At 66.3% G+C, this 20,348-nt stretch carries 19 protein-coding genes; 10 read left to right on the forward strand and 9 right to left on the reverse strand.

Annotation, left to right across the window (positions count from 1 at the left end):
- Nucleotides 1-63: 63 nt before the first annotated feature.
- The 3 genes from HGR_RS10815 to HGR_RS10825 all read right to left on the reverse strand — a co-directional run bounded on the left by HGR_RS10815 (nucleotide 64) and on the right by HGR_RS10825 (nucleotide 2,574).
- The gene (locus tag HGR_RS10815) at nucleotides 64-594 is read right to left on the reverse strand and encodes a YbaK/EbsC family protein (protein WP_006298287.1); all 531 of its coding nucleotides are present in this window, start codon (nucleotides 592-594) and stop codon (nucleotides 64-66) included.
- A 141-nt stretch (nucleotides 595-735) separates the two neighbouring features.
- On the reverse strand, nucleotides 736-1,578 hold the full coding sequence (locus HGR_RS10820; protein WP_006298288.1) for a DUF1289 domain-containing protein: 843 nt from the start codon (nucleotides 1,576-1,578) through the stop codon (nucleotides 736-738).
- Nucleotides 1,579-1,626: 48 nt separating this feature from the next.
- Nucleotides 1,627-2,574, reverse strand: a complete 948-nt coding sequence (locus tag HGR_RS10825) for a 2-hydroxyacid dehydrogenase (RefSeq protein ID WP_006298289.1) — start codon at nucleotides 2,572-2,574, stop codon at nucleotides 1,627-1,629.
- Between the two features lie 296 nt (nucleotides 2,575-2,870).
- Here HGR_RS10825 and HGR_RS10830 point away from each other — a divergent pair, with 296 nt between their 5' ends.
- Nucleotides 2,871-5,126, forward strand: a complete 2,256-nt coding sequence (locus tag HGR_RS10830; protein WP_081463521.1) for a bifunctional diguanylate cyclase/phosphodiesterase — start codon at nucleotides 2,871-2,873, stop codon at nucleotides 5,124-5,126.
- A gap of 48 nt (nucleotides 5,127-5,174) precedes the next feature.
- On the opposite strand, the gene HGR_RS10835 is transcribed toward HGR_RS10830, so the two are convergent.
- On the reverse strand, nucleotides 5,175-5,867 hold the full coding sequence (locus tag HGR_RS10835) for an HAD family hydrolase (protein ID WP_006298291.1): 693 nt from the start codon (nucleotides 5,865-5,867) through the stop codon (nucleotides 5,175-5,177).
- Between the two features lie 194 nt (nucleotides 5,868-6,061).
- On the opposite strand from HGR_RS10835, the gene HGR_RS10840 reads away from it, so the two are divergent.
- A complete protein-coding gene (locus HGR_RS10840; protein ID WP_006298292.1) occupies nucleotides 6,062-7,393 on the forward strand; it encodes an aspartate aminotransferase family protein in 1,332 nt (443 codons plus the stop codon).
- Between the two features lie 43 nt (nucleotides 7,394-7,436).
- On the opposite strand, the gene HGR_RS10845 is transcribed toward HGR_RS10840, so the two are convergent.
- The 4 genes from HGR_RS10845 to pdxR are packed head-to-tail and all read right to left on the reverse strand — an operon-like array spanning nucleotide 7,437 to nucleotide 11,359.
- Entirely contained in the window at nucleotides 7,437-8,153 is a 717-nt protein-coding gene (locus HGR_RS10845; RefSeq protein WP_006298293.1) for an Eco29kI family restriction endonuclease, read from the reverse strand.
- Nucleotides 8,150-9,391, reverse strand: coding sequence for a DNA cytosine methyltransferase (locus HGR_RS10850; RefSeq protein ID WP_006298294.1), 1,242 nt, complete (start codon nucleotides 9,389-9,391; stop codon nucleotides 8,150-8,152). The genes HGR_RS10845 and HGR_RS10850 overlap by 4 nt, the downstream gene beginning before the upstream one ends.
- A gap of 4 nt (nucleotides 9,392-9,395) precedes the next feature.
- Nucleotides 9,396-9,803, reverse strand: a complete 408-nt coding sequence (locus tag HGR_RS10855; protein WP_081463518.1) for a very short patch repair endonuclease — start codon at nucleotides 9,801-9,803, stop codon at nucleotides 9,396-9,398.
- A gap of 29 nt (nucleotides 9,804-9,832) precedes the next feature.
- Entirely contained in the window at nucleotides 9,833-11,359 is a 1,527-nt protein-coding gene (gene pdxR, locus HGR_RS10860) for a MocR-like pyridoxine biosynthesis transcription factor PdxR (RefSeq protein WP_202796609.1), read from the reverse strand.
- Nucleotides 11,360-11,547: 188 nt separating this feature from the next.
- Here pdxR and HGR_RS10865 point away from each other — a divergent pair, with 188 nt between their 5' ends.
- The 6 genes from HGR_RS10865 (at nucleotide 11,548) to HGR_RS10890 (ending at nucleotide 16,379) form a co-directional block, all read left to right on the forward strand.
- Nucleotides 11,548-12,450: a transporter substrate-binding domain-containing protein gene (locus tag HGR_RS10865; protein ID WP_006298297.1), complete on the forward strand. Its 903-nt coding sequence runs from the start codon at nucleotides 11,548-11,550 to the stop codon at nucleotides 12,448-12,450.
- Between the two features lie 78 nt (nucleotides 12,451-12,528).
- Entirely contained in the window at nucleotides 12,529-13,170 is a 642-nt protein-coding gene (locus HGR_RS10870; RefSeq protein ID WP_006298298.1) for an amino acid ABC transporter permease, read from the forward strand.
- 14 nt (nucleotides 13,171-13,184) lie between these two features.
- Nucleotides 13,185-13,862 carry an amino acid ABC transporter permease gene (locus HGR_RS10875; RefSeq protein ID WP_006298299.1) on the forward strand — a complete coding sequence of 226 codons (678 nt, stop codon included), beginning with the start codon at nucleotides 13,185-13,187 and terminating at the stop codon, nucleotides 13,860-13,862.
- Nucleotides 13,855-14,646: an amino acid ABC transporter ATP-binding protein gene (locus HGR_RS10880; RefSeq protein WP_006298300.1), complete on the forward strand. Its 792-nt coding sequence runs from the start codon at nucleotides 13,855-13,857 to the stop codon at nucleotides 14,644-14,646. Before HGR_RS10875 ends, HGR_RS10880 begins: the two co-directional genes overlap by 8 nt.
- Before the next feature lie 61 nt (nucleotides 14,647-14,707).
- Nucleotides 14,708-15,457: a sulfite exporter TauE/SafE family protein gene (locus HGR_RS10885; RefSeq protein WP_006298301.1), complete on the forward strand. Its 750-nt coding sequence runs from the start codon at nucleotides 14,708-14,710 to the stop codon at nucleotides 15,455-15,457.
- A 154-nt stretch (nucleotides 15,458-15,611) separates the two neighbouring features.
- A complete protein-coding gene (locus HGR_RS10890) occupies nucleotides 15,612-16,379 on the forward strand; it encodes an SDR family NAD(P)-dependent oxidoreductase (protein ID WP_006298302.1) in 768 nt (255 codons plus the stop codon).
- A gap of 144 nt (nucleotides 16,380-16,523) precedes the next feature.
- Here the strand turns inward: HGR_RS10890 and HGR_RS10895 are convergent, their stop codons facing one another.
- Entirely contained in the window at nucleotides 16,524-17,705 is a 1,182-nt protein-coding gene (locus tag HGR_RS10895; protein WP_006298303.1) for an acetyl-CoA C-acyltransferase, read from the reverse strand.
- Nucleotides 17,706-18,132: 427 nt separating this feature from the next.
- Between HGR_RS10895 and HGR_RS10900 the strand changes: the two genes are divergently transcribed.
- Together HGR_RS10900 and HGR_RS10905 are read left to right on the forward strand one after the other, a co-directional pair.
- Complete coding sequence (locus HGR_RS10900; protein WP_050797443.1) at nucleotides 18,133-19,047, forward strand: nitrilase family protein; 915 nt, start codon at nucleotides 18,133-18,135, stop codon at nucleotides 19,045-19,047.
- Between the two features lie 55 nt (nucleotides 19,048-19,102).
- Complete coding sequence (locus HGR_RS10905) at nucleotides 19,103-20,269, forward strand: substrate-binding protein (RefSeq protein ID WP_006298305.1); 1,167 nt, start codon at nucleotides 19,103-19,105, stop codon at nucleotides 20,267-20,269.
- Nucleotides 20,270-20,348: the final 79 nt, after the last annotated feature.

Raw genomic sequence — 20,348 nt, forward strand, 5'->3', positions numbered from 1 at the left:
CCTCGTTGCCTCGTTGCCTCGTTGCCTCGTTGCCTCGTTGCCTCGTTGTGTTGGTTAACTCACTCAGGCGGGCTGCGACACCGTGACATCCACCACTGGCGCGCCCTCTGTCAGGCGCGGCAAATCCCGCGGCTGCAATCTGAACACAGCGTGCGGATGCCCGGCCGCGGCCCAGATGTCCTCGAAGCGGAACAGCTCGCGGTCGATCAGCACCAGCGGAGGCTCGCGATGGCCGATGGGCGACACACCGCCGATCGCGAAACCCGTGCGGGACTTGACGAAATCCGCATCGGCGCGGCCCAGCCGGCCCACCAGCGCTTCCACCTTCTTTTCGTCGACGCGCAGATCGCCCGAGGTGATGACCAGCACGGCCCGCTCGTCCGCCGGTTCGCCCGGGGCCGTCGCGCCCTTGTGGCGAAACACGATGCTCTTGGCAATCTGGCCGAGCGCGACGCCCAGCGCGTCCGCCGCCTGCTGGGCCGTGCGCGCGGCGTCATCCAACATCAGCGGCGCGTGCGGGTGGCCCTTGGCCTGGAGCAGCGCGGCCACGCGTTGCACGCCTTCGGGCAAGGGTTTGACTTCGGCGCCACACATTCCAGCATGCTCCCTTTGAGTTTCAGTTGCTTTAGTTTTATTTTCAGTTTCGGTTTCAGTTTCAGCCCAAGTCTTGCCGCCCCCACCTCGGACCCGTGCCGCGTCACCCCGGGCGGGCGTCACGGCAGGGGCGCACCGGTTTCAGATCAGCGGCTTGAGCGTGATTTCTTCCGGCCCCGTGGCAGGCTGCGCCTGCTCCCGGCGCGCACTCTCCAGAGAGGCTTGCACGACTTGGGCCATCGCCAGGCGCACCTGGCGCGCACGGGCTGCCGCGACGTCCACCGGCACGCCGGCATGCGTGGCCAAGACCTCGGACTGCAGGCGTGACGGCTCGGGCAGCGCAGCCACCCGGGTCGGCCTCGGTGGCGGTGCCGCAGGCGGGGCAGCTGGGACCGGAGGGGAGGAAATTTCGGTCGACGTATCCGGCGGCGTGTCGGTCAGGGAAGGTGCTGCCAACACGTCAGACGCGGGCGGCAACGGACCGATGGCCGGGGCCACCTCTTCGGCGGGAGGCTGTGCAAAGGCCCCCTCGGCATGCTCGGCCTCCAGCCCGTGCGGGTCTGGCCCGGGGGTGTCGGATGTCGCGCCCGCCATCGCATCGGTGGCGCGAGGCGGCATCGTCGCATCCCCAGCAAGAGGCTGCGCGCCCGAGTCGGCAACGAGCAGCACATCGTCGGCCACCACCGGCTCGGGCGGAAGCTCCCCGCGCGCGGATCGGCGCATGCTGACTCGACGGCGCACGGCCTGTTCGTACTGGCGCGCGTCGTTCAGCCGCATCAGCACACGACCCCAGACCGTGCGGCGATGCTCGTCGTCCAGACGCGGCCAGCTCGTGATTTCCTCGAGGCTGCGCAGGCAGACCGGGCACAGGCCCGTGCTGGTGCTGACCTTGCAGAGGGCGCAGAACACGGGCAAGTCGCTGGGCGGCAGGTAAAGCCGCCGCACGCGCTCGGCCCAGCGTGCCTGTGCTTGCTTGTACGTCATGTCACGGTCCCTCGTCTTCGATGGTGTGGCCCGTGGGGCCGGATCTGTTCAATAGCCCTTCACCGGATCGACCAGCCCCGCGATGGGCTCGCCCCGCTCCAGCCGCGCGATCTTGCCGACGATCTGCGCCACGCTTTCGTCACGCAAGGTGCGTGCCGCGGTGTGCGGCGTCACGGTGATCTTCGGATGGGTCCAGAACGGATGCCCCGCAGGCAGCGGTTCCTGGCGAAAGACATCGAGGGTGGCGCCCGCCAGATGGCCGCTGTCGATCAAGGGTATCAAATCTTCCTCGACCAAATGTCCGCCGCGCGCCACGTTGATGAGGTAGCCACCGGGCATGAGCTGGCCCAAGGTCTCGCGGTTCAATATGCCCTGCGTTTCGGAGGTCAGCGGCAAGAGGCAGACCAGCACCTTGCTCGCGGCGAGAAAAGCGGGCAAGCCATCGCGTCCCGCGTGGCACTGCACGCCGGGCAGGCCCAGATCCTCCGCGCGCCGCAGTGAGCGGCTCCAGCCTCGGACCGGAAAGTCCAGGCCCTGCACCGCGCGCGCCACACGCTGACCCAACACGCCCAGGCCCAGGATGCCCACCGGCCAATCCTGACGCGCGCGCGGCCTGCGAAAACCCCAGTGGCCCTGCGTCGCCTCGGCCTCGTAGGCATCGAACTCACGGAAATGCCGGACCAGCGCATGGAGCACGTACTCGGCCATCTGCGCGGACATGCCCGCGTCGTCCAGGCGCACCAGCCGCAGTCCTGGCCGAAAGCGCAGCTGCGTGATGGCATCCACACCCGCGCCTAGGTTGAACAAGGCCTTCAAGCGGGTTTGCTCGTCCAGCAGCCGCTGCGGCGGCGCCCACACCAGGGCGTAGTCGCCTGGAGGCGCGCCGGGCTCCCACACCGCCACCTCGGCCTGAATGCCGGCCCCGCTCAGTGCGTGTCTCAGGGCGGACAACCAAGGTTCGGGACGAAAGTCTTCGCCGTGGAAATAGATGTTCATGAAGTCCTGATTGGATAGGCCCTCTGCGCAGAATTCAACACAGTCGGGGCTGCAGGTGTAACAGACCGGCACGTCCACCAGGGGCCCGATGGGACAATGCGCGATTCGCCTCTTTCAAAAAATCGTAACAAAAACCGGAGACACGCCAGGCACGCCGCATGCGGCGGCGAGCAGCGCCACGCGCCCGCATGCCTTGCACACCCAGGGCTTGCATTGGGGGTTCGCCCCCAACGGTCAAGGCCCCGCACTTTCCGGCACGGGATTTGCTGCTCATGCGCTCTCGCCTTTCCAAAAACATGCCCGTCGCTCTGCCTATTCCGCCCGACCCTGCCGTTCCTCTGACGGCGCCGTCCTCGGTCCCGGCCGGTTCTCCGGCAGGCTCACCCTCCAGCCGGTCCCGGCGCACCACCCTGCTGAGCGTGCGTGAGCTGGACCGTGCGCGGGTGCTCGACACCCTGATCAACAACCTGGACGGCATGGCCTACCGCTGTCTGAACGACGCGCACTGGACCATGGTCTTCGTCAGCCAGGGCTGCTTGGCCCTGACCGGCTACACACCGCAGGAGCTGGTGCACAACGCGGTGGTGAGCTGGGAACAGATCACCCATCCGCTGGACCGCGAGCGCGTGCGCACCTCGGTCGCCACCACCTCGTCGACCAATCTGCGTTTCGCCGTGGACTACCGCATCGTCAGCAAGGACGGCACCGTGAAATGGGTGCACGAACGCGGCGTGGCCGTGGCCGATGAGCAAGGCACGCTGGTGATCGAGGGCTTCATCGAGGACGTCACCTCGCAGCGCGCGCTCGCCGAGGCCCAGCAAGCCGCCGAGCAGCGTTACCGCCACATCTTCGAACATGCCTCGGAAGGCATCTTCCAATCCACACCGGAAGGCCATTATCTGGAGGTCAACCCGGCGCTGGCGCGCCTGTACGGCTATGAAAACGCGCAGGCGCTGATCACGGGGCTGCAAAACATCAGCCGACAGCTCTACGTGAAGGAAGGGCAACGCGAGCTGTTCCGCCAGATCATGGCCGAGCAAGGCGAGATACTGAATTTCGAATCCGAGATTTACCGCGCCGACGGTTCGCGCATCTGGATTTCCGAGAACGCGCACACCGTCTGCGATGCCGAGGGCAACTTGCTCTACTACGAAGGCACGGTGCAGGACATCTCCGAGCGCCGCCGCTACCAGCAAGAGCTGGAGCACCAAGCCAACCACGACACCCTGACCGGCCTGCCCAACCGCATGCTGCTGAGCGACCGCGTGGAGCAAGGCATCGCCCGCGCGGAACGCCTGGGCTATCACCTGGTGGTGGTCTTCATCGACCTCGACCATTTCAAGTTCATCAACGACAGCCTGGGCCACGACGCGGGTGACGAACTGCTCAAGGAAGTGGCGCTGCGGCTGCGCCGCTGCGTGCGCGCCTCGGACACGGTGGCGCGCCTGGGCGGGGACGAATTCGTGCTGCTGCTGGCGGACCACTTCCGCAGCAGCACCGTGATCGACCAACTGCAGCGCGTGCTCAGCGAGATTTCACAACCGGTGCAACTGTCGGGCCGTGAGTTCCAGGTTGGCGCCAGCCTGGGCGTGGCCATGTACCCGGGTGATGGCGAGGACGCCCTCAGCCTCTTCAAGCACGCGGACGCGGCCATGTACGCCGCCAAGGGCAACGGGCGCAACAACTTCCAGTTCTTCACGCGCGAACTGAACCACGTGGCCACCGAGCGGCTGCATCTGGAAGCGGCGCTGCGCCACGCCATCGACCACGACGGCTTCGAGGTGCACTACCAGCCCAAGACCGACGCCAACCGGCGCATCATCGGCATGGAAGCGCTCGCGCGTTGGCGGCCGCCGGAATATGGCCCCATCAGTCCGGACCGTTTCATCCCGATCGCGGAAGACAGCGGCCTGATCCTGCCGCTGACCATGACCATCCTGCAACGCGCGTTCGTGGCCACGCGGCGCTGGAACGAAGGGCGGGACCTGAAGCGCAACCCGCTGCGCATCGCGGTCAATCTCTCGCCGCGCCTGTTCCTGAGCGACGACATCGTCAGCCACGTGCACCGCCTGCTGCGCGACGCGGACCTGTCACCCGAGCTGGTGGAACTGGAGATCACCGAAACGGTCTTCATGAGCCGCAGCGAGCGGGTTCTCGAAACGCTGATCCAGTTCAAGCAATTGGGCTTGCAGCTGGCCATGGATGATTTCGGCACGGGCTACTCGGCGCTGAGCTATCTGCGGCGCTTTCCGCTGGACATCATCAAGATCGACCGGTCCTTGGTGACGGGCATCGAGCGCGAGGAAGAGGTCGCCATGATCGCGCGCGCGGTGCTGTCGCTGGGCCAGAGCCTGCACAAGACCGTGGTGGCCGAAGGCGTGGAGAACCAGGCGCAGTTCGACTTCTTGCGCAGCCAGGGCTGCGATGAATTCCAGGGTTACTTGCTGTCGCGCCCCTTGAGCGAGGCAGGCATGTCCGAGTTGTTGCAGTCGCACGGCGGCTTCATCCCCGCGCCCCAGAGCGTTGACAGCACGCCCGCCACGTCAGGCTGAGACAAGGGACGAACGACCGCGGCTCAGGGCGGTCACCGCAGCGGCGATTCAACGGGCCAGCAACGCGGGCAGTTCGCGCATGTCCCCGAACAACTGGGCCGCGCCCGCGCGCAGCAAGGCGTCTCGCTGCGCGTCATGGCGCGCCGGGTCCGCCTGCGGCGGCAAGTAAGCGAACACCCGGGCGCCCGCGGCAACGCCCGCCTGCACGCCAGCTTGGGTGTCTTCCACCACCGCGCAGGCCTGGGCCGCCACGCCCAGTGCCGCGGCGGCGGCCAGGTAGACATCCGGGTGCGGTTTGGAACGTGGCGTTTCATGGCCGCTGAAGATGCGCCCCTCGAAATAGTCGTACAGACCCACCTTGCGCAATTGAAGCTCCACCTTGCCTCGGTCCGCGCCCGAGGCGCAGGCCATGCGCCCGCCGCAGGCACGGTGCACCCGCGCCACGGTGTCATGGATGTGGGCGATGGCGGTCAGGCGCGCCTCCAAGGCGGCATTGCGTCGCAGATAGAAGGATTGCAGCCATTCCTCGGTGAAGGGCTGACCAGTGCGTGCCTCGATCTCGGCGCGCTGCTCGCGCACCGCGCGGCCGATGAAGCGGGCCTCGCATTCCTCCTGGGTCATGGACCAGCCCCGCTCTTCCAGCATGTCGCGCAACACGCCGTTGGTGATGGGCTCGCTGTCCACCAGCACGCCATCACAATCGAAAAGCACAGCCTCGTAATTCAGGGTCTCGATGTCCATGCGCCCGATCATAGCCAGCGCAGTTGCGCGATGGCGAGGCACGGCGACGTAGGTCGAAGCTCGGCGGAGCGCGGATCTGGCCAGCACGGCGCGCGCAACTGGCTCTAAGACAGGGGCAGCGCTCGGGCCATAGTCGGCCCATCCCTGACCTACCCGGTCATGGCCTGGACCATCACCCATCGGAGCCCCACCCCATGAACGCAGCCGCCCCCTTCAGCAACGCCGCCGTCCGCCAGCTCGAGACCGAGCTAGTGCTGTCGTCCTGGTCGGTGCAAAGCCAGCTGAATCCTTTGGTCATCGCCGGCGGCGCGGGCTGCATGCTCTGGGATTACGAAGGCAACCAGTACCTGGATTTCAGCTCGCAACTCATCAACACCAACATCGGCCACCAGCATCCCAAGGTGGTCAAGGCGATACAGGATCAGGCCGCCCAGCTCTGCACGCTCGCACCTTCCAACGCGACCGCCGTGCGCGGCGAAGCGGCCAAGCGCATCCTGGCGCGCGCGCCCCAGTCCGGCCCCCGCAGCTTCAAGAAGATTTTCTTCACCAACGCCGGTGCCGACGCGAACGAAAACGCCATGCGCATGGCGCGCCTGTACACGGGCCGCGACAAAATCCTCTCGGCCTACCGCTCCTACCACGGCAACACGGGCTCGGCCATCGTCGCCACCGGCGAGGCACGGCGCGTGCCCAACGAGTACGCACGCGGCCACGTGCACTTCTTCAACCCTTACCTCTATCGCAGCGAGTTCAACGCGACGAGCGAAGCCGAGGAGTGCGAGCGCGCCCTGCGCCACCTGCGCCGCGTGATCGAGGCCGAAGGCCCGACCAGCATCGCCGCCATCCTGCTGGAATCGATCCCCGGCACGGCGGGCGTGCTGGTGCCGCCGCAGGGTTATCTGAAAGGCGTGCGCGCCCTGGCGGACGAATTCGGCATCCAGCTCATCCTCGACGAAGTGATGGTGGGCTTTGGCCGCACCGGCGCCTGGCTCGCGCTGGATCACTTCGACGTGCAACCCGACCTGGTCGTCTTCGCCAAGGGCGTGAACTCAGGCTACGTGCCCGTGGGCGGCGTGATGATCTCGGACCAGATCAGCGAGTTCTTCCAGAACCGCTACTTCCCCGGTGGCCTCACCTACTCCGGCCACCCGCTGGCCATGGCCTCCATCATCGCCACGCTGGACGCCATGGCCGAGGAAGGCATGGTCGATAACGCGCGGCGCATCGGTGAAGAGCACCTGGGCCCGGGCGTGAAAGCACTGGCCGCACGCCACCCCATCATCGGCGAGACGCGCGGCAAGGGCGTGTTCTGGGCGCTGGAGTTCGTGAGCGACCCGGTCAAACGCACGCCGCTGCCACCCGCGCGGCTGGCCGAACTTAAAGCCGCCGCGCTGCGACGCGGCCTGCTCGTCTTCGCGGTCGAAAACCGCTTCCACCTCGCGCCGCCCTGCATCGTGAACGCGGATCAGGTGAAGCAGGCGCTGGCGGTGCTGGACGAGGTGCTGGCCGAACACGGCAAGCTCTAAAGGCGCATCGGCATCGGCAGGCCGATACGGCCGGTTGCCAAGATTATTCTTCGCTGGCCTTGTCTTGTTGACCCGCGCCTGACCCGGCATGGACACGGTAGCGGCCGCGCGCTTCCTCCACCAAGAAGTGTGGCGAGCGCGGCGGCAAGATGCTCTCCAAATGGTCCTTGGCCTCGCGCGCGATTTGCTCGGCGGATTCAGGGCGAGGTTGACATTTCAAGGCCCAGGCCCGCCCAGGATGCAACACATCCCACTTGGGCTGCATGCCGTTGTACCGGCCCTTGCCCGGGTCATGGTTGCCAAAGCCGTCGATGAGCGCGTTCCAGATGGGCGTGAACTTGGCGATGAGCAGGGATTCACCGAGCGGAATCCAAATGTCGTCCACGACGAGAAAGCGGCATTGGAAATCCTCGATCCGCAAATTGCTCGCGGCGGCGATGCTTTCCGCGTGCTCGTTCAAGCGATTCCATAGCGCCTTGGTCTTGCTGGTCTGGTCCAGCGCGCCACCCTTTCGACCTCCAGCGGGCACGGCTTTACCAACGTAAATGGGCGCGATGGGATTGCCGTCGGACTCCCTGTTGCGCAGGCTCAAGGACAGGTAAGGTGCGAAGTCACCACCGTAATAGAGGGCATATATCCCCGCGCCATGGAACATGGGCAAGTTCGCCAAAGGATGAGGCTTGCGCCCCAGCAAGGCCTCGGCGACGCTGGCGCCCAGGTTCTGCTTGTCCAGGGGGTTAAAGGGAACTGGGTCGCTCATGCCGCATGCGCGAATGAGGGCTGAATGGCTCGCTCGCGCGTCTCGCGCAAGTCAGCCTCCAACAAGTGTTGCGCCACGCTGCACGCGACCACCCGGCCCAGGGCGACGGGCACCGCGTTGCCCAATTGCCGCATGGCCTCGGTCCAGGAGCCATGCAGGACATACCCATCGGGAAAGGTTTGCAAGCGCGCGGATTCGCGCACGGTGAAGTACCGAGCCTCGCCCGTGGGTTTGACCATCATGTTCTCCCCCCCCGGGACGCCGTGGTCACCCGCCTTGAGTGTCTTGGCAGGCAAGTCAAGCGGGCTGCCTGTGTGTCCAGGATAGGCGCGCGCGCCAGCCTGGAACTGATGATTCAAGACATCGCCCTCGCTCCTCTGGGGGTCGGGCAAGCCGAGCAAGGCATCACGCACCGTGCGCCATGGCGCGCGCGTTGGCGGCAAGCCCAGTCCCTTCAAGCGTTCGATCAAGCCTGCATGCGACTTGTGGGGCTGGGGACGCGCACGCTTGGCAACCCCATGCCGCTCCCAATACTCGCCCGTGACCCATTGATCGTGTAACAACGCGTCAAGTGAGTGGGTTTCTCGAGGAAAAGACCATTGAATTGGAAGGTCGCGACGAAAGCCAACGATGAAGACGCGCTCTCGCCGTTGGGGCACGCCGTAATTCGCCGCGTTGACAAGGGTCGGCACGACGTTGTACGCCAGCCCGAAGCCGCCTCGGCGCTTGGCGGTCTTGAAACGCTGCAAGCGCTGATGATGGTCCGCCCAACTTTCATCGACCAGGCGAGTCAGCTCGGGAAACTCCAGCTGAAGCAGTATGTATTGGTAATAGTTGTGGAAGGTGGAGCGCGTCAGTCCCTTGACGTTCTCCACGATGAAGGCCCTAGGACGCAGACGCCTGATGACATCCACCGTGGCTGGAAACATGTCTCGCCCGTCTTGATGCGCCTTGTGCTTGCCACCCATGGAGAAAGGCTGGCAGGGAGGCCCTCCCGCGAGAAGGTCCAGCTTGCCCTCCAATCCCGAGGCGTCGAAATCCCGAGCCCAGTTGCGCACATCGCCTTCAACCACGGGCCAGTCGCGGACCAGGGGATGCCCCCTCTCCTGGTTTTGACGCACGGTATCGCACGCCCATTTGTCCCACTCAACCACCGCATGGGAGCGAAATCCAGCCAAGGCGACTCCCATGGCCAAGCCCCCCGCGCCAGCGAAAAGTTCTATCGAAGTCAGGGACATGGCGTCATTTCTCCAAAAACATCAGCATCTTGAGCATGACCTTGACGGGATCGCGCAACTCACACTCCCAAACAACTAGGCTCATCCAACCCAACCTTGTCAGCGCTGCTCGGTTTAAGACATCGCGGCGGCGATTTTGGTCAAACTTGGAGGACCAAAAATCCTGGTTGCTCTTCGGCAACCTCGCCAAGGCGCAGCGATTATGCCGATGCCAAAAACACCCATGCACGAAGATCACCTTTCGTCGCCGCGCGAACACCAAATCGGGACGGCCAGGGAGATTTTGCGAATGAAGTTGGAAGTGGTAACCCAGCTTGCGCGCGAGATGGCGCGTGAGCATTTCAGGCGATGTATCTCGAGACCGCACGCGCGACATGCGCTCGCTACGTTCTTCGGGACTCAATGTATCCATGCGGCAATATAGATTGAAGCATCGGTTCCTCACACCCGCGCCATCACATCCGCCAACAACTCAATCCCCGGCGCGATGCGCTCTGCGGAGATGGCGGAAAAGCCCAGGCGGAAATGCCGGTCCGGCGGGTTTACATCAAAGAAATTCGGCGCGCCCGGCTCGATCAGCACGCTGCGGCGTGAAGCCGCCCAGGCCAGCTTCTGCGCACTGATGGCCTCGGGCGCTTGCAGCCAGAACGCCGAGGCGCCCGAGCCTCCGGCGTAAGCGCAACCATCCAGGTGCTGCTCGATGGCATGACGCAGGGCGTCATGCTTGCGCGCATGCGCCGAGCGGTAACGGCGCAGGTGGGCGTCGTAGTCGCCCTCGGCCAGGAAGCGGGCCAACAGTCGCTGGGCATGCAGGGGTGCGTGGCGCAGCATCAGGCGGCGCAGGGCGCGCAGCTCGCGCACCAGTTCCTCGTCGGCCACCAGGTAACCCAGGCGCAGGCCCGGCCCCAGGCTCTTGGAAAAGCTGCTGAGGTAGATGACCCGGCCATGCCGGTCCGCCGCCTTGAGCGCGGGCGGCGGGTGACTGGAAAGATCAAGGTCAGCGTCGTAGTCGTCCTCGATCAGCACCTGGTCACGCGCGTGCGCCTGCTGCCAGAGCCGCGTGCGCCGCTCCGCGCTGAGCGTGACGCCCGTGGGCACCTGGTGGCTGGGCGTGACGTACACGTAGTCGCACTCTGCCAGGCGATCGTCCAGGCACAGGCCGTGCGCGTCCACGTCGTGCAGGGAAATGTCGGCGTTCTGCATGGCGAAGACGTTCCAGGCATCACGAAAACCCGGGTTCTCCAAACCGACGCGCACACCCGGCCCCGTCAGCAGGCGCGCCAGCAGGTAAAGCGCGTTCTGCGAGCCTTGGGTGACGAGGATTTCGCCGGGCGCGGCCTGGATGCCGCGCTTGGGCAGCACGCGGGTGCGCAGCTGCGTGATGAGTTCGGGATCGTCCTGGTCCACGGCATCGCTGATCCAGAAATCGCGGTGCCGTTTCGATTGCAGCGTCTCGCGCGCCGCGCGGCGCCAAGCCGCAGCGGGGAACAAGGCGGGATCGGCCTGACCATAGGCGAAAGGGTACTGGTACTGACGCCAATTGCTGGGTCGAAGGATGCCTTGGCGCGGGCCGGCGGGCTGGCGGATGCGCTCGCCCCAGCTTGGGGAACGCGCCGTTCCCGCCGCGACATCCGGCGCACCACCCGTGCCCGCGTCCCGGTCAGTGTCCCGCATGAGAAGCGATGGCAGACGGCTGGCCAGTTCGCGGTAGTCGGGATGCAGGTAATAACCGCTGCGCGGGCGGCTTTGCAGGAAACCTTTTTCCAACAAACTCTCGTAAACCAGGGCCACCGTGTTGCGTGCGACCGAAAGCTGACGTGACAGGTCACGGCACGAAGGCAGCGGCTCGTCAGGGGGAAAGGCGCCATGCAAGATGGCATCCACCAGGGCTTCGCGCAGCTGTTCCTGCAAGCCGCGCGTGCGCTCGAACTCCAAATGGAAGTAATGGTCGATCACGGGAGTCGTCAAGCAAGGGACGTACCTGAAAAAACCGAGGTGCATCGCCAAGGCCGCAGCGGTGCGGCCCGCGCGGCAACTGGCCAAGGGCGCCAGCGCAACTGTCACCATCGCCACCCACCTTGTCGTGCGCGCTCCGGACCCCGAGGCCCGAACTTTGCATGAGTCCGTTTGTCCAGCAACAACCGCCCGGAGCAACCATGGCCCCCCTGACTGTTTCTTCCGTCCCCGCTTCCTTCCATGCCGCCGCGCGTTCCGTCGCACGCACGCTGGCGGTGATCCTGGCCCTCTCTGTGACCGCCCTGTCCGCGCACGCCGACCTGGCCGACATCCAGAAGAAGGGCGTGTTCAAGGTCGCCACCGAGGACGACTACCAGCCCTTCAACTTCATCCAGGACGGCAAACCCGTGGGCTTCCACGCCGACATGCTGGCCGACCTGCAGACGTTCATGGCCAAGAAGAGCGTCAAGGTCCAGCAAGAAATCCTGCCCTGGACCGGCCTGCTGGCCTCCGTCGCGGCCGGCCAGTACGACATGGCCTACACCGGCGCGCTGGTGACGGAAGAACGCCTCAAGGTCTTCAACTTCGCGCCGCCCTTCGCCTCGGCCCAACACTTCTACATCAAGCGCGCGGGCGACAAGAGCCTGGGCGACATCCCCACGCTGTCGGGCAAGACCGTGGGCGTGCAGGCCGGCAGCGCCCTGCTGGCGCGCCTGCCCGAGCTGGAAGCCATGCTCAAGAAGGTCGGGGGCAAGCTGGGCAAGGTGGTGGAGTACCCCTCCTACCCCGAAGCCATGGCCGACCTGGCCAACGGCCGCCTGGACTACGTGATCGACGCCGTGGTGCCGGCCAACACCATCGTGGCGGCCAAGCCCAAGGTCTTCGCCAAGGGCGTGGCCGTGTCCGGCGGCGGCTTCGCGGCCTGGCCTATCCCGAAGAACAACCCGGAACTGCTCAAGCTGATGACCGAGTTCATGACCGAGTTGCGCAAGAGCGGTCGCCTGGCCGAGTTGCAGAAGAAGTGGTTTGGTGAAGCCTTCCCGGCCCTCCCGACCGAACCCATCACCAACTTCGATCAGTTCAAGAAACTCGCGGGCATGTAAGACCACGCCGCCCGCGCCAAGCCGGTCGAAGCCATTCCTTCGACCGGCGCGGCACGCGCGGCCACCCGGAGCAAGAACATGGACGAGCAAGCCTGGCGCATGCTGTTCGCCGGGGCCTGGGTCACGGCCTGGACCTCGGGCCTGGCCATCGCCATGGGCGTGGTGATCGGCTTGGGCCTGGCGCTGCTGCGCATGGCCCGCATCCCCCTGCTGGACCCGCTGCTGGCAGCCTGGATCAGCTTCGCGCGCGCCACGCCCCTGGTGACGCTGGTGCTCTTCATCTTCCTGGCCTCGCCCAAGCTGGGCTTGTCGCTGAACCGCGAGATAGCCGCCGTGCTGGCGCTGACCATCAACACCTCGGCCTTCAACGCCGAGGTCTGGCGCTCGGCCTTCCGGGGTTTCTCGCGTGAGCAGCTGGAAGCGGCCCTGGCCTGCGGCATGACGCGCCTGCAAGCTTTCCGCCGCATCATGCTGCCGCAGATGGCCGTGACCAGCATGCCCGGTCTGATCAACGAGATGACCTTCCTGGTCAAGGGCAGCCCCGCCATCGCCGTGATTGGCATGGTGGACCTCACGCGCGTGACCAACCGCATCGCCGCCGTCACCTACGAACCCCTGCCGCCCATCCTCGCCGCTGCCGTGCTCTACATGGCGCTGATCGCGTTGATGGTGAAGCTGCAAGGCATGGCGCAGCGCAACGCCCATCGGCTCGCGATGTAAGGAACGCTCGCCCCATGTCCGACACGCCCAACAACTGGACCGCGCTCTGGGAGCACCGCGACCTGCTGCTCAACGGCCTGGGCACGACGGTGCTGCTCTTCGTGCTGGCCGCCATGCTGAGCTTCGTGCTCGGCTGCCTGCTGGCCTGGCTGCTCGAAGGCCGCGACAACGCGCCGCGCCGCACCCTGCGCCTGGGCATCAACGCGCTGCGCATGCTGCCCTTCCTGATCTTCATCTACCTGCTGTACTACGGGCTGCCCAGCCTGGACATTCGACTGGAAGCCTGGGACGCGGGATTGATCGGCCTGTCTTGCTACTACGCCGCCTACTACGCGGAAGTGCTGCGCGGCGCGCGTCTGGTGCTGCCGTCGGGCTCGCTGGACGCGGCTTATGCCCACGGCTACCGGCGCGGCAAAGCTTTCCTGCGCATCGTGCTGCCCCAGCTGGTGATGCGCACGCGCGGCGAGAGCGGCAACCTGCTCATCATGTGCCTGAAGGACACCTCCTTCCTGGGCATCATCACCGTGACCGAGCTGACTGCGGCGGCCAACGCCATGTCCTCGCGCTACTTCATCCCCATGGAGGCCTTCGTGCTGGTGCTCGGGCTGTACTGGGCGCTGGGCATCACGGTGGACGCGCTGATGCGCCGCTTTGGACGCTATGGGCGGCAACGAGGACTTGAATATGAGTGAAAAAACAGTCACCAGCCCTCAGGCCGGTGCACCCGCAGTGGAAATACGCCACCTGTCCAAGAGCTTCAACGGCGTGGAGGTGCTGCGCGACATCGACCTCAGCGTGGCCAAGGGCGAGGTGGTCAGCATCCTGGGCTCCTCGGGTTCGGGCAAGTCCACCCTGCTGCGCTGCGTGAACTGGCTGGAACAGCCCGACCGGGGCGAGATCCGCATCGGCGGCGCGCGCATGGGCGTGGACGACCAGACCGGCAAGCCCCTGCCGGGCCGGGCCCTGGCCGCGATGCGCGCGCGCACGGGCATGGTGTTCCAGAGCTTCAACCTTTGGCCGCATTTCACCGTGCTGCAAAACGTGATGGAAGTGCCCGTGCACGTGCAAGGCAAGCCCAAGGCCCAGGTGCGCGAACAAGCCCTGGCCCTGCTGGCCAAGGTCGGCATGGCGGACAAGGCCGGGCAGTACCCGCACACCCTCTCGGGTGGGCAGAAGCAGCGCGTGGCCATCGCCCGCGTGCTGGCCATCGAGCCCGAGGTGCTGCTGTTCGACGAGCCGACCTCCGCGCTCGACCCTGAGCGCGTGGGCGAGGTGCTGGCCGTGATGCGCGACTTGGCGGGCGGCGGCTACACCATGATGGTCGTCACGCACGAGATGGATTTCGCCCGGGCCGTCTCGGACCAGGTGGTGTTCCTGGAACAAGGCAAAATCATCGAGCGCTGCGCCCCCGAGAAGTTCTTCACGAACCCGGAGACCGACCGGGTGCGCAAGTTTCTCGAACTGGAAATCAAGTAAGCACGTGTTTCGATCCGTCTTGAACGCCGCGGCCCTTGGGGGCCGTGGCTGGGCCTGAGCCATGGAGGGCTCGGTCTGGACTCTGGCCTTCGTGGGCCTGGCCATCTTCGCCGCCGGCGTGATGCGCGGCTTCAGCGGCTTCGGTGCCGCGCTGTTCGCCACGCCCGCCTTGTCCCTGGTGTTCCCGCCGGCGGCCATCGCCCCGGTGATGATGGGCCTGCAAGTCTTCTCGGGCTTGCAAACCCTGCGCACCGATTGGCCGCACATCCTCTGGCGCCGCGTCGGACCGCTGCTGGCCTGCAGCGTGCTGGTCGCGCCCTTCGGCGCTTGGCTGTTGGTGGGGGTGCCGGCGGACGCTGGGCGCCTGGCCATCGGCGTGATCGTGCTGGCCACGGCGCTGCTGCTGCTCTCGGGCTGGCGGGCCGCGCGGGCCCCAGGCCCGGTGGCCACGGCCCTGGCGGGCGGCGGCTCGGGCCTGCTCAACGGCTTCTCGGCCATGGGCGGGCCGCCCCTGGTGGCTTACTTCCTGAGCGGCCACTTCGCGGCCTCGGCGGCACGGGCCAGCATGACCTTCGTCTTTCTGGGCCAGAACATCGTCTCGCTCGCCACCATCTTCGCGCTCGACGGTGTGCCCGCGCGTTTCCTGCCGCACCTGGCACTGGCCTTGCCGGCCCAGGTGGCGGGCATCCTGCTGGGACAGCGCCTGTTTGAACGCTACGGCCAGGCGCATTACCGGCGCGTGTGCATCCTGGTGCTGGGCGCGGTCGCGCTGCTGCTGATCGCGCGCGCGGCCTGGCAACTGCTTTCCTGATCACATCAGGCCACTGGGACTTCCAGCGCCTTCCAGCGCCTTCAACACGGACCGAACAGCCACGCCGCCCCGCGCCTCTCGCAACACCCAACAGGCGACGCACAATCGCCCTCAGTTTCAGCTCTTTCATTCCCTACGCATCCAGGAATCCGCCATGAACAACAAAGTCGTCTTCATCACCGGTGCCACCTCGGGCTTCGGCCGCGCCACGGCACGCCGCTTCGCGCAAGCAGGCTGGTCACTCGTGCTTTCAGGCCGGCGCACCGACCGTCTGGAAGAGTTGAAAAAGGAACTCGCGGGCCAAGCCGCGGTCCACATCGCCACGCTGGACGTGCGCGACGCTGACGCCGTGGCGGCCATGGTGGCCGCTTTGCCCGCGGCCTTCCGCCCGGTGCGCTGCCTGGTCAACAACGCCGGCCTGGCGCTGGCGCCCATCCCCGCGCAGAAGGTTGTGCTCAAGGACTGGCACACCATGATCGACACCAACGTCACCGGTCTGGTGAACGTGACGCACGCCGTGCTGCCCTCGCTGCTCGAAACCGGCGCGGGCGCGAGCATCGTCAACCTGGGCTCGGTGGCGGGCAGCTGGCCCTACCCGGGTGGCCATGTCTACGGCGCGACCAAGGCCTTCGTGCAGCAGTTCAGCTACAACCTGCGCTGCGACCTGCAAGGCACGGGCGTGCGCGTGACCGACATCGCGCCCGGCATGGCCGAGACGGAATTCACCCTGGTGCGCACCGGCGGTGACCAGGCTGCCAGCGACAAGCTCTACCGGGGCACCACGCCGCTGACGGCCGAAGACATCGCCGAGCAGATTTTCTACGTCGCCACCCTGCCCGACCACATCAACATCAACCGCCTGGAAGTGATGCCCACGCGCCAGGCCTGGTCGGCCTTCGCGATCGACCGCGACCCGGCCTGAAGAGGGCCCGAGCGCCGCAGCCAAGGAGCCCTGGGCTCGCGGATGCCGCCGACGCGGCATTCAGCGCATCGAGACGATCGGCCACCTTGTTGGCCTGATGCATGGCGGCGCTCTTGACGGGCTACTCGCTGGCGTTCAAAGGGCTCAGACCCGTTCGATCGCCATCGCCACGCCCTCGCCACCGCCGATGCACAGCGTGGCCAAGCCGCGCTTCTTGCCACGCGCCTGCAAGGCGTGCAGCAGCGTGACCAAGATGCGCGCGCCGCTGGCGCCAATCGGGTGGCCCAGCGCGCAGGCGCCGCCGTTGACGTTGAGGATCTCGTGCGGCACCTTCAGCTCGGCCATCAGCGCCATGGGCACGACGGCGAAGGCTTCGTTGACTTCCCACAGGTCCACGTCCTTCACGCTCCAGCCCGCGCGGGCCAGCGCCTTTTGCGTGGCACCAATCGGCGCGGTGGTGAACCACTCGGGCTCGTGCGAGTTGATGGCGTGGCCCATGACCTTGGCCAGGGGCTTGCAGCCGAGCTTCTTGGCGGTGGACTCGCGCATCATCACCAAGGCGGCCGCGCCATCGTTGATGGAGGAGCTGGACGCGGCGGTGATCGTGCCGTCCTTCTTGAAGGCGGGTTTGAGCGTCGGTATCTTGTCCAGCTTGGCCTTGCCCGGGCCTTCGTCGATCTCGACCACGGTCTCGCCCGCGCGCGTCTTGACGGTCACGGGCGTGATCTCGGCCTTGAAAGCACCGCTGGTCGTGGCGGCTTGCGCGCGCTTGACGCTCTCGATGGCGAAAGCGTCCTGCGCCTCGCGCGTGAACTTGTACTTGGCCGCGCAGTCCTCGCCGAAGGTGCCCATGGCACGCCCCGCTTCGTAGGCATCTTCCAGACCGTCGAGCATCATGTGGTCGTAGACCTTCTCATGCCCCATGCGGTAGCCACCGCGCCCCTTGAGCAGCAGGTAGGGCGCGTTGGTCATGCTCTCCATGCCGCCGGCGACCACCACGTCCGCCGTGCCCGCGACCAGCATGTCGTGCGCGAACATGGCCGCGCGCAGGCCAGATCCGCACATCTTGGACAGGGTGACGGAACCGGTGGTCTTGGGCAGCCCCCCCTTGAAGCCCGCCTGCCGCGCCGGTGCCTGGCCCTGGCCCGCCATCAGGCAGTTGCCGATGATCGCCTCGTTGACCAGCTCGGGCGCGATGCCCGCGCGCGCCACCGCCGCCTTGATGGCCGCGCCCCCGAGATCGTGCGCCGCGAGGGACGCGAAGTCGCCCATGAAGGCGCCCATGGGCGTGCGGGCTGCGCTGACGATGACGATGGGATCAGACATGGTGTGCTCCTTGGGTGGGGGCCGCGTGAATGACAAAGGTGGGCGAGATCGGAAATGCCAGCGGCCGAGTCCGGCGATTGTGCCGCTAAAGAGCCTGGCCGGCACCCTTCGGCACGGGTCCGCAGCACTACGTAGGGGGGATTACCCGGCGTCGTGCCCAGGCCGTTCTTGTTCACCTCGACATGGACAAGGCAGGGCGCGCCGCGTCGCCCACGGACCCGCAGAGACCGGCCCATGCCTGCGGGACGTGCAACACCCCTCACGTCACAAACTGTTGACGCGCCATTTTTCCGCGTTCATAATTTGCGGCACTGACGCGGCCTGGGCCGCGCCAGGACCTCAGCAACATTGCTGACCACATACCGGCTATGAAAGCCCCTGACATGCGCTAGCGCGCGGTCAGGGGCTTTTGCTTTTGGGAGTTTGAATGTCGTCTTCGTCGTCCGCCTTGGGCCACCGCCGTGCACCGGGTTTGTCCGCGCCCCCCCTCACCGTGGCGAGCATCCAGATGGAACCTCGCATCGGCCACAAGGAAGAGAACGTGGCCCACTCGGTGGCCCTGATCGAGCGCGCCGCGGCCGATGGCGCCGCCCTCGTGGTGTTGCCCGAACTCACCAACAGCGGTTACATGTTTGACAGCCGCGAAGAAGCTTACGCGCTGGCGGAGGCGGTTCCGCACGGCCCCACCACCATCGCCTGGGCCGACGCGGCGCGGCGCTGCAACACGTACATCGTGGCCGGCATCGCTGAACGCGATGGTGACCGCCTCTACAACTCGGCCGTGGTCATCGGCCCATCAGGTTGGTTGGGCACCTACCGCAAGCTGCACCTGTGGGGCGACGAGCACCTGTTCTTCGAGTCTGGCGACAAGGGCCTGCCCCTGTTCCATACCCCGTGGGGCCGCCTGGGCGTGGTGATTTGTTATGACGGTTGGTTCCCCGAGGTCTATCGCCTGCTCGCCATGCAGGGCGCCGACGTCGTGGCCATGCCCACCAACTGGGTGCCCATGCCGGGCCAGCCCGCTGGCAGCCCCGCGATGGCCAACACCCTGGCGATGGCCAGTGCCCACAGCAATGCGCTGAACATCGTCTGCGCCAACCGCACGGGCACCGAGCGAGGCCAGTCCTTCATCGGCCAGAGCCTGATCGTCGATGCCCACGGCTGGCCGCTGGCGGGGCCGGCGCCACAAGCCGGCGCCGACACCGTGCTGCTGGCGCAGCTCGACCTTCAGGCCACGCGCCAGGCACGCCAGCTCAACGCCTTCAACCACGTGCTGCGCGACCGCCGCGCCGACCTCTACGACCCCATGCTCGGCACCGGATGGCCACTGTCCCGTCACTGATGCCGTGTTGTCCTTCCCGCTTTCCCTTAGCCTTCACCCACCAAGGAGCCTTCAGATGATCACCCCCTTCCCCTCCCTCCTGCGCCACGGCCTCATCGCCGTGGTCGCCGCGTTCTCGCTGCAGGCGCAAGCCGCAGACCCCATCCGCATCGGCGTGGCCGTGGGCCTGTCGGGCGCGAACAGCGTGGTCGCACCCGCCGTGGTGCAATCCTCGCAACTGGCCGTCGAAGAAATCAACGCCTCGGGCGGCATCCTCGGGCGCAAGGTCGAACTTGAAATCGTCGACGACGCCTCGGGCGCGGTGGGCGCGCAGAAAGCCTTCGACACCCTGGTGTTCCAGAAGAAGGTCGACGCCATCATCGCCATGGAAACCAGCGCCGCGCGCAATGCGGCCCTGCCCATCATCTCGCGCGGCAAGGTGCCTTACATCTACACCTCGTTCTACGAAGGGCGCTCGTGCAACCCCTGGATGTACGTCAACGCCTGGGTGCCCGAGCAGCAGGTGGCGCCGATCGTCAACTACTTCGGCACCACCCTCAAGGCGCGCAATTTCTTCCTGGTGGGCAATGACTACGCGTTCGGGCGCGGCATGCTGGACTTCACCAAGAAATACATCGAGAAAAACGGCGGCAAGGTGGTCGGCGAGGAATACCTGCCCATCGACGGCTCGGACTGGACGCCGGTGCTCAGCAAGATTCGCGCGGCCAAGGCCGATGCACTGATCAGTGCCACCGCGGGCGGCGCGCCCAATGTGTCCCTGGCCAAGCAGCTGCAGGGCTCGGGCCTGAACCTGCCCTATGGCAACCTCGCCATCGACGAAGCCACCGCGAAGAACATGGGCGACGTGGCCACGGGCATGTACATGTCGGCCTCCTACCTGACCACCATCGGCACCCCCGAGAACCAGAAGTTCATCGCGGCGATGAAGAAGAAGTTCGGCGCCGACCTCAAGACACCCAACGAACTCTCCGAGCCTCAGTACGAAGCCTTCTACTTGTACAAGGCGGCGGCCGAGAAGGTCGGCGCGATGGACAAGGAAAAAATCATCAAGGCCCTGGCCGAGGTCTCCTACACCGGACCGCGGGGCGAAGTGCGCATGGACAAGAGCCGCCACGCTCCGCTGTCGATGCGTCTGGCCCAGATCCAGACTGGCGGCACGATCAAGATTCTGCAGACCTTCCAAGGCGTGGACCCGGGCACGCAGTGCCCCGACCTGAAGTAAATGCACTCCGAGTCCGGCGCCGTTGGCGCCGGAGCGAACCTCACGCCTCCACCTTTCCACCCACGCCAAGCAGGACGGT

The sequence above is a fragment of the Hylemonella gracilis ATCC 19624 genome (assembly GCF_000211835.1).
Lineage (GTDB): Bacteria > Pseudomonadota > Gammaproteobacteria > Burkholderiales > Burkholderiaceae_C > Hylemonella > Hylemonella gracilis.

Excerpts from the sequence above, each read along its gene's own strand:
- HGR_RS10815 (WP_006298287.1), bottom strand. The coding sequence starts at position 594 with ATGTGTGGCGCCGAAGTCAAACCCTTGCCCGAAGGCGTGCAACGCGTG.
- HGR_RS10820 (WP_006298288.1), bottom strand. The coding sequence starts at position 1,578 with ATGACGTACAAGCAAGCACAGGCACGCTGGGCCGAGCGCGTGCGGCGG.
- HGR_RS10825 (WP_006298289.1), bottom strand. The coding sequence starts at position 2,574 with ATGAACATCTATTTCCACGGCGAAGACTTTCGTCCCGAACCTTGGTTG.
- HGR_RS10830 (WP_081463521.1), top strand. The coding sequence starts at position 2,871 with ATGCCCGTCGCTCTGCCTATTCCGCCCGACCCTGCCGTTCCTCTGACG.
- HGR_RS10835 (WP_006298291.1), bottom strand. The coding sequence starts at position 5,867 with ATGGACATCGAGACCCTGAATTACGAGGCTGTGCTTTTCGATTGTGAT.
- HGR_RS10840 (WP_006298292.1), top strand. The coding sequence starts at position 6,062 with ATGAACGCAGCCGCCCCCTTCAGCAACGCCGCCGTCCGCCAGCTCGAG.
- HGR_RS10845 (WP_006298293.1), bottom strand. The coding sequence starts at position 8,153 with ATGAGCGACCCAGTTCCCTTTAACCCCCTGGACAAGCAGAACCTGGGC.
- HGR_RS10850 (WP_006298294.1), bottom strand. The coding sequence starts at position 9,391 with ATGTCCCTGACTTCGATAGAACTTTTCGCTGGCGCGGGGGGCTTGGCC.
- HGR_RS10855 (WP_081463518.1), bottom strand. The coding sequence starts at position 9,803 with ATGGATACATTGAGTCCCGAAGAACGTAGCGAGCGCATGTCGCGCGTG.
- HGR_RS10865 (WP_006298297.1), top strand. The coding sequence starts at position 11,548 with ATGGCCCCCCTGACTGTTTCTTCCGTCCCCGCTTCCTTCCATGCCGCC.
- HGR_RS10870 (WP_006298298.1), top strand. The coding sequence starts at position 12,529 with ATGGACGAGCAAGCCTGGCGCATGCTGTTCGCCGGGGCCTGGGTCACG.
- HGR_RS10875 (WP_006298299.1), top strand. The coding sequence starts at position 13,185 with ATGTCCGACACGCCCAACAACTGGACCGCGCTCTGGGAGCACCGCGAC.
- HGR_RS10880 (WP_006298300.1), top strand. The coding sequence starts at position 13,855 with ATGAGTGAAAAAACAGTCACCAGCCCTCAGGCCGGTGCACCCGCAGTG.
- HGR_RS10885 (WP_006298301.1), top strand. The coding sequence starts at position 14,708 with ATGGAGGGCTCGGTCTGGACTCTGGCCTTCGTGGGCCTGGCCATCTTC.
- HGR_RS10890 (WP_006298302.1), top strand. The coding sequence starts at position 15,612 with ATGAACAACAAAGTCGTCTTCATCACCGGTGCCACCTCGGGCTTCGGC.
- HGR_RS10895 (WP_006298303.1), bottom strand. The coding sequence starts at position 17,705 with ATGTCTGATCCCATCGTCATCGTCAGCGCAGCCCGCACGCCCATGGGC.
- HGR_RS10900 (WP_050797443.1), top strand. The coding sequence starts at position 18,133 with ATGTCGTCTTCGTCGTCCGCCTTGGGCCACCGCCGTGCACCGGGTTTG.
- HGR_RS10905 (WP_006298305.1), top strand. The coding sequence starts at position 19,103 with ATGATCACCCCCTTCCCCTCCCTCCTGCGCCACGGCCTCATCGCCGTG.